The sequence below is a fragment of the Halocynthiibacter sp. genome (genome assembly GCF_049608145.1).
Lineage (GTDB): Bacteria > Pseudomonadota > Alphaproteobacteria > Rhodobacterales > Rhodobacteraceae > Halocynthiibacter.
In genome coordinates, this window is the sequence record NZ_JBMYXF010000118.1 from 1 (window position 1) to 655 (window position 655).

The following is a 655-nucleotide window of genomic DNA, read 5'->3' on the forward strand; positions in this document are numbered from 1 at the left end:
TTGCCTTCGCCCAGATGTTTGCGGGTCAGACCATAGTGTTCAACGTAGTTCACGACTTCTAACTGAACAATCGCAACGTAAGCTTGCAGCACGAACAGGCCCAGCCCAGCCCAACCGCCGATCAACAACGCCAGAAGGACAAAACAAGTTTGCAGCGCCCAGTATCGAAGAAACGGGTTAGAGGCATGCCAGAACCCAACACCTTTCCGGGCCAGCATTGCCTTTTCAGCGGTTAACGCAGACCGATAACATTGCGGCACAACCCGGATAAAGAAGCGATGGAACCCTTCGTTATATTTGGCTGTGACCGGGTCTTTGGGGGTGCCAACATAGCGGTGATGCACCAGCAGATGTTCGGACCGGAAATGGGAATATAGCGCCAGTGCCAGCAATATATCCCCCATCCAGCGTTCGATCTTGGGCTTTTGGTGCATCAATTCGTGGCTGTAGTTAATGCCAATTGTCCCGCTCATCACGCCAACACCGATGAACAATCCGAACTTTTCCCAGCCATTCAGGTGACCGGTATAGGTGACATAGGCCAGCAGACCAAAGGTCATCACAAACTGAAGCGGTGCCCAAATCAGGGTGATCAGGCGATACCAGGTCAGCTCGTCCTCGGGGGTCGTTACGTCTGGATTGGCTTCGTTCAGGC

At 53.1% G+C, this 655-nt stretch carries 1 protein-coding gene; it reads right to left on the bottom strand.

What is annotated here, in order from left to right:
- Positions 1–655, bottom strand: a 655-nt coding sequence (locus tag ACPGUT_RS16085; RefSeq protein ID WP_423993128.1) for an alkane 1-monooxygenase, incomplete at both ends; no start/stop codon positions are given.